Origin of the sequence: Clostridium sp. K13 (genome assembly GCF_019734195.1) — a bacterium.
GTDB lineage: Bacteria > Bacillota > Clostridia > Clostridiales > Clostridiaceae > Clostridium.
Genome location: NZ_JAASHM010000041.1, coordinates 21,215 through 28,268, shown reverse-complemented (window position 1 = coordinate 28,268; position 7,054 = coordinate 21,215). Strand labels below are relative to the sequence as shown.

General features: G+C 27.5%; 6 protein-coding genes, 1 pseudogene and 1 riboswitch. All 7 genes and pseudogenes read right to left on the bottom strand.

Features of this window, described 5'->3' with window-relative positions; translation table 11 throughout:
• Nucleotides 1-118 precede the first annotated feature (118 nt).
• On the bottom strand, nucleotides 119-988 hold the full coding sequence (locus HCG76_RS16290; protein WP_221700557.1) for a YitT family protein: 870 nt from the start codon (nucleotides 986-988) through the stop codon (nucleotides 119-121).
• A 121-nt stretch (nucleotides 989-1,109) separates the two neighbouring features.
• A complete protein-coding gene (locus HCG76_RS16285; protein ID WP_221700558.1) occupies nucleotides 1,110-1,871 on the bottom strand; it encodes a hypothetical protein in 762 nt (253 codons plus the stop codon).
• Between the two features lie 201 nt (nucleotides 1,872-2,072).
• Nucleotides 2,073-2,570, bottom strand: a complete 498-nt coding sequence (gene nrdG / locus HCG76_RS16280; RefSeq protein WP_221700559.1) for an anaerobic ribonucleoside-triphosphate reductase activating protein — start codon at nucleotides 2,568-2,570, stop codon at nucleotides 2,073-2,075.
• Between the two features lie 58 nt (nucleotides 2,571-2,628).
• A pseudogene (gene nrdD, locus HCG76_RS16275) lies at nucleotides 2,629-3,588 on the bottom strand (anaerobic ribonucleoside-triphosphate reductase); the annotation flags it as partial.
• A 164-nt stretch (nucleotides 3,589-3,752) separates the two neighbouring features.
• Nucleotides 3,753-3,884 (bottom strand): hypothetical protein, encoded by a 132-nt coding sequence (locus tag HCG76_RS19225; protein WP_260458115.1) that lies wholly within the window; start codon nucleotides 3,882-3,884, stop codon nucleotides 3,753-3,755.
• Between the two features lie 248 nt (nucleotides 3,885-4,132).
• Nucleotides 4,133-5,308 carry an anaerobic ribonucleoside-triphosphate reductase gene (nrdD, locus tag HCG76_RS16270; RefSeq protein ID WP_370778560.1) on the bottom strand — a complete coding sequence of 392 codons (1,176 nt, stop codon included), beginning with the start codon at nucleotides 5,306-5,308 and terminating at the stop codon, nucleotides 4,133-4,135.
• Nucleotides 5,309-5,909: 601 nt separating this feature from the next.
• Complete coding sequence (gene metA, locus HCG76_RS16265; protein WP_221700560.1) at nucleotides 5,910-6,824, bottom strand: homoserine O-acetyltransferase MetA; 915 nt, start codon at nucleotides 6,822-6,824, stop codon at nucleotides 5,910-5,912.
• A gap of 127 nt (nucleotides 6,825-6,951) precedes the next feature.
• Nucleotides 6,952-7,053, top strand: a riboswitch (purine riboswitch).
• The last annotated feature ends 1 nt before the right edge of the window (nucleotide 7,054 follow it).

The following is a 7,054-nucleotide window of genomic DNA, read 5'->3' as shown; positions in this document are numbered from 1 at the left end:
ATTTGTATTACAAGTCGTTAACTTTAGGGGGATTCTGCTTAAATTGTAGACTTAAGCTTTAGTTCGCAGTTTATTTCAAATATGAAAATGGAATTTTGGTACATTCCCTTATAATTCTTTAAAGTCTTTTTTCAAAGTTTCCTGTAACATTTAATCCTTCATTAAATATAATAAATGCTTTAGGATCTTTTTCTAAAACTATTCTCTTTAATTGATTTATTTCATATTTAGAAATTACAGTTACTAATATTTTAGTTTCTTCGCCAGTATAGGCACCTTCACCCTTCCAGCAAGTTACACCTCTTGCCATCTCACTCATTATTCCAAGCTCAATATTTTTCTTCTTAGTAAAAATCATAGCAGTAGTATTTATATTTTGATAATGAATTTTATCTACTATTAATGAGAAGAAAGTTGTATAAATAACTGAATATATTGCAGTAGGTAATTCAAATAAAATTGCACAAATTCCATAGATTATAGCATTTATTATTATTCCTAACTTTCCTACACTAAAGTTCTTATATTTTTGAGTAAAATATACCCCTAATATATCTATTCCTCCGCCAGATCCTCCAGCTTTTAATGTTATCCCTATTCCTGCTCCTGTTATTATTCCTCCAATAAGACATGCTGCAAGTTGGTCATCTATTATTGGTAATGTAGGAATTTTAATTACAGTAAAGAATATAGTTTGAGCAATTACACTTACTACAGTTCTTATAAAAAACTTCTTAGATATACTTTTATAAGCTATAAGTAATAATGGTATATTTATAATAAAATTAATTACACCTGCTATTTCAAAGTTTTTAAGTACTGGAATATACTCAACAACAATAGTTCTTATTATTTGAGATATACCTACCACTCCACCATTATATAACCCTAAAGGTGATATAAATGTATTTATTCCAAAGCAAAATAATAATGCTCCTATAATTATTATCCCATACTCTTTAACTTTCTTAACTTCTTGCTTCTCCATATTTAATCCCCCAATTATGTCTAAAAATATCCATAAATAGTTTATAACAAACTAGAGATTATTTCCATAGAGTATTTATAGGTTTTATTACTTAATTATTAGTAACTTCACTTCACTTTACTTACATCTTTTTTCTATTTTTAAAATATACTATTGCTACTATTATTAATATTATTGCCAAAATTACTGCTATACTTATATTAATAACATTGGGAACTTTAAAACTTAACATAATATTGTTATTTTGATTTAATTCACTTATTGTATATGAATAATCAATAGTTTTTTTATTAATTATTTCAGGAGCATTACTTTCTATTATTTCCACCGGCATAGTTATTACTAAATCAATTGGTATTTCTCCAACAATATTTGCTACATTTTTACCAATTAAGGATGCTAAACTAGTACCTATATAGCTGTTAATATTACTATTAATAGCATTACTAATTTCATTTACTAAATTCTTTTTAAAACTAATTGTTATTTTATAAGTATCTAAAAACAATGCCTTATCTTTATTAGTTTCAACATTTACATACTCATTACTCATTGCTGATAAATTATTTATTTTAACTTTATTAGTAGTTGTTACTATAACTTCTTCAACATTTAACTCTCCATCTTTTGATTTTGTTATTTCTCCAAATTCCATATTATCTTGCGATGTTTTATTAACTTCTTCAATTACATAAGATAATAAATTATTTTCTACTAATTTATTAATATTATCATCATAATATAATCTTAAAGTTGTACTAGTAGTACCATCTATGTTAATATCTGTACTACTACTTATTTTTACATTATCACATCCTATTAACATAAATATAGTAATTAAACTCATAATTAAAATTAATATATATTTTTTTAATCTCTTCATCTTCAAACCTCCTTCTTCCATTTTTTCACATTCCATTTTATCACTTTTTTATATTTTTGTAGATGATTATATCTATAATAAATTTAAGTTCAGAAGTTCTTATATCCTAAAGATATATAAAACTCAAATAAAATCAGCCATAATAAATAGTACTTTATTCATTACTATTTATTATGGCTGATTTTATCAATTAATTTCATATTATAATATTTCAACTATATTTCCTTGTTCTAATGTTTTTTGGACATCTATAACTCTTTGATTAACTGATCCTCTATATTTAAGCATTATATCTCTTTTATCATTTTCAAACTTGCCATCTATTAAAACATCTATTTCTTTTAATAGTTCTAACCTTTTAGGATTCTCTATAATTTCTTCATATTTATATCCAGACCATAGCCATATAGGCTTATTAGTTTCTGCTTTTATTCTTTTTAGAAGATTTAATAAGGTGTTGTCCATTATCTGTTGCATAGGCTCTCCACCTAATATATTTACACCTTTTATTTGACGAGCCTTAGTACACTCTATGAATTCATCTTCTGTTTCTTTAGTGAATTCATTTCCATAATTAAAATCTTGTTGTTCTTTATTAAAACAGCCTTCACAATTATGAGTACATCCACTTACAAAAAGTGTTGTACGCACTCCTGGTCCGTTTGTAACATCTAATTTTCTAATTTGTGCATAATTCATTTTAAACACCTCATTTAAAATTAAGAAGTTAAGATTTCTCTTAACTTCTTAAAGCATTTTATAAATGAAGAACTCTGTCTCCAATTTCTGCTGTTCTTCCCTTATTCCAATAACTAGAACCTATATATCCGCACGTTCTACGCATAACTTGTAATTCTGATTCATCATCATTTCCACATGATGGACAGTGCCAAGTTAAGCTTTCTTTATCTAATTTCATTTCTCCATTAAATCCACATTTATAACAAAGATCTGATTTAGTATTTATTTCAGCGTATTGAATATTATGATAAATAAAGTTAATTATATCTTCAACAGCTTCAACATTTTTATTCATATCTGGTACTTCTATATAAGAAATACAACCACCACTACTTATGCTATGGAATTGTGATTCAAATTTTAGCTTGCTAAATGCATCAATTTCTTCACAAACATGAACATGATATGAATTTGTATAATATAATCTATCAGTTACATTTGGTATTTCTCCAAATCTTGCTTTATCTATTCTACAGAATCTATATATAAGTGATTCAGCTGGAGTACCATATAAACCGAATCCTAATCCAGTTTCTTTCTTCCATTCATCACATTTATCTTTCATATGATTCATAACTTCTACAGCAAATTTTTCTCCATCTTTAGATGTGTGACTTTCTCCTAACATTGCTTGAACCATTTCTGCTATGCCAACATATCCAAGTGAAAGAGTAGAATATCCATCTTTTAACAACTTATCTATCTTTTCACCTTTTTCAAGTCTTGCTATAGCACCATGTTGCCAATGTATTGGACTTGAATCTGAAGTTACTCCTAGTAACATTTTATGTCTAGTTAGTAATGCATTTTTACAAAGTTCTAATCTTTGATCTAGCATCTCCCAGAACATTTCCATATCTCCATCCGCTATTATGGCAATTTGTGGTAAATTAAGACTAACCACTCCTTGGTTAAATCTTCCATACCACTTATAATTTCCTTCTCCATCTTTCCATGGACTTAAGTGTGATCTACACATTTATCTCCAATATTTCTATTGGTTTGGACTATCTCTTCGCTCCAGTTCACCAGACCTTCATCACGCCTTGCACTTCCATTGGTGCTAATCTCCAATGTACTCTACTCCCTTACATTTATCTAATGTGGTTTCGATAGTCTCTACACGTTTTCTATAATAAACTAGTCATAATAAAGCGCTCTCTTATTTTCTAATGGCTTAAATCTTTCTAAATTCTTTATATTAACGTATATATTATTATTTTTAAGCCATAGTTCTAAAAATGATTTTCCTACGTTATACTTTTTAGTCATTTCCCTATAATACTCTGATCTATTTTTAAAGCGTTCTATTATATTTCCATAATTATCAACATAAATTTAAAAATTTCTTTTCATAATCTTCTATATTTACCTTTCTTAAATATAGTAAGACTTTTATTACAGAACTTCGCACGATATTACCTTATCATTACTGACTTAGGTTTCATCGTTAGCCAGCATTATACTGACACCCCGTTTGCTTGGGTTCACAAGGTTTTACATGAGCCGTAGTCTTACACCTAATTACTATAACCCATTGGTGGGAAAGTATTCCCTTCATAATTTTCTCTCATTATCTTAGCACTTTGATAATCTGGAACTAATCTCTTAGCTGTACATTTAGCTGCAAGCTTAGTTATATAATCATATCTGCCACCTTCAAGACAATTATGTTCATCTAAAACATAAACTAACTTTGGGAATGCTTCTCCAATTTCTTGACCCTTGTAATTTTTCATTCCTTCAAGTCTTTGTCTTATCATTTCCTCACAAATCATAGCCATCTCTTCTTCATAGGGATGACCCTCTTCTATTTCCAGGTAAATTGTAGAAAAAGGTGCCTGTCCATTTGTGGTTTGTAATGTAGATAATTGATATCTTATAGTTTGAACTCCATCTTTAAGTTCCTTCATCTTCATATCTTTAGCTAACTTAGTAGCAAGTTCTTCATCATTAAGCATTTCCATATAGTGTTTAAATGCTTTTTCTTCAGTTACTTTAAGATACTTAGCTAAATGCTTAATAGTAATACTTTGACCACCATATTGGTTAGATGAAACTTGAGCTATAATTTGTGTAGCTACTGTACAAGCTGTTCCAAAGCTCTTTGGTTCTTCAACTAATTTTTCATTTATAACAGTTCCATTAACAAACATATCTTCTAAGTTTATCAAACAACAGTTAAACATTGGTGATATAGTATAATCCATGTCATGCCAATGAATTGCCCCTTCATCATGTGCTTGAACTATGTGAGCTGGAATAAGTTTTCTTCTTGCAATATCCTTAGATACTTCCCCTGCAATTAAGTCTCTTTGAGTTGCAGATACAACAGGATTTTTATTTGAATTTTCCTTCATTACATCTTCATTTTTTTTACTTAGTAATTCTAATATACTATCATCTGTAGTGTTAGTATTTCTCTTAAACTCTTGTACAGCTCTATAACCTTCGTATGCTCTTGCCGTTTCAGCTTGTCCGTAATGAACTAATCTATCATATACGTAGCTTTCAATTTTATAGATAGTTGCAATGTCATCTTGTTTGCTAAAATATTTTTCTGCATCATTAGCTATTAATCTTGCTATATCTGGCAATAATATTCCGCTTCCATTCTTCATTGACTTAGTAATCGCTTCCCTTATCTTACTCTTATCAAATTCTACTGTACTTCCATCCCTTTTAATAACTTTCAATAATACCACTCCCTAAACTTCAGTATATTTTAAATACTCACTATCAATTAAATAAGACATTAATTTAAAGGCTAATTATACACTAATCGATATTTATTTTCATAATACATCGAAGGTAATTATATTAAATAATCTTTAAAATTTATGTTTTTTTACTATTTTTCTTTAAAATAATGCTTAATTTAATTTATATCATGCAATTAAATTTTCTGATAATTCGCATAAAAAAAATAGTGCTTGTATTAATACTATCCTCTTAAATACACAACATATTGTACTACCTTTTTAATTTAAACACAATATATTGTTTCTCTCATTTTTAAGGATTTACTGTATTTTTCTTACAAGCACTTTAAATATCTTTAGATTTTATACAATTTCCTATATTATCCTTTTCTGCTTTTTTATTCATAAACCTTAGCAACTTTTTTCATTATACTACATAAAAACTAAAAAAACACGACTTGAAATTTATATTAATATGTGCTTTTAAATTTTAATAATTACTTTGAAAATTATTTATTTAATATCTTAATTAATAAAATTTAAAAGTCAAAGGCTAACCCTTGACTTTTTATTGATATTTATTTCTATTTTAATATTATAATCTTTTTAAGTCATACGGAGTATTTTGATATACACAATAATTTAGCCAATTACTAAAAACTACATTAGCACTTCCTCTCCATGTAACCATAGGCTCTCTACTTGAATCATTATTAGGAAAATAATTTTTAGGCATTTCTATTTCTAACCCTTTATTAACATCCCTAAAATACTCATCACTTAAAGTGTTTCTTTCATATTCTAAATGGCCACTAACAAAAATTTGCCTTCTATTTTTATTAGCTACTATAAATATTCCAGCCTCTTCAGATTCTGATAAAATATCAAGTTCAGAAACCTTTTCTATATCTTCTCTTCTTACTTCAGTATGTCTAGAATGTGGAGCATAAAACACATCATCTAGACCTCTGGTAAGATCAGCCGTTGTATCATTTATATAATGCTTAAATACACCAAACATTTTTTTATCTAATTGATATTTAGGAATTCCATAATGATAATTTAATCCAGCTTGAGCTCCCCAACAAATATGCAAAGTAGAAAATACATTACTCTTACTCCACTCCATTATTTCCTTTAACTCATTCCAATACATAACATCTTCAAATTCTAACTGCTCAACTGGTGCCCCTGTAATTACTAATCCATCAAATCTTTCTTCCTTTATATCATTAAAAAAGCTATAAAACCTTTCCATATGTTCAAAAGATGTATGTGTGGATCTATAACTCTCAGTTTGTAACAGTTTTATTTCCACTTGAAGCGGTGTATTAGATAAATACCTAAGTAATTGATTTTCAGTTTGAATTTTTTTAGGCATTAAATTTAATATTGCAATTTTCAATGGTCTTATATCTTGTTTCACTGCTCTTTCATTATTCATTACAAATATATTTTCATCAGATAAAACCTTAAATGCAGGTAAATCTCTTGGAATTTTTATTGGCATAGCCTCCCCCTCCTTACATACATATTAAATCATATTTTTTACAATTTTAGAATATTTATTATTAATATTAATCTTTGTAGATTTTTAATTTCCACAAATTCTCTTTGACACTAAAAACTAATAATCATATAATGATAAAAATAACTTTCGTATAAGCTTGAAAATATGGTTTGAGCGTCTCTACTATATCACCGTAAATGATATAACTATGAAGAAAAAAATCCACGAAG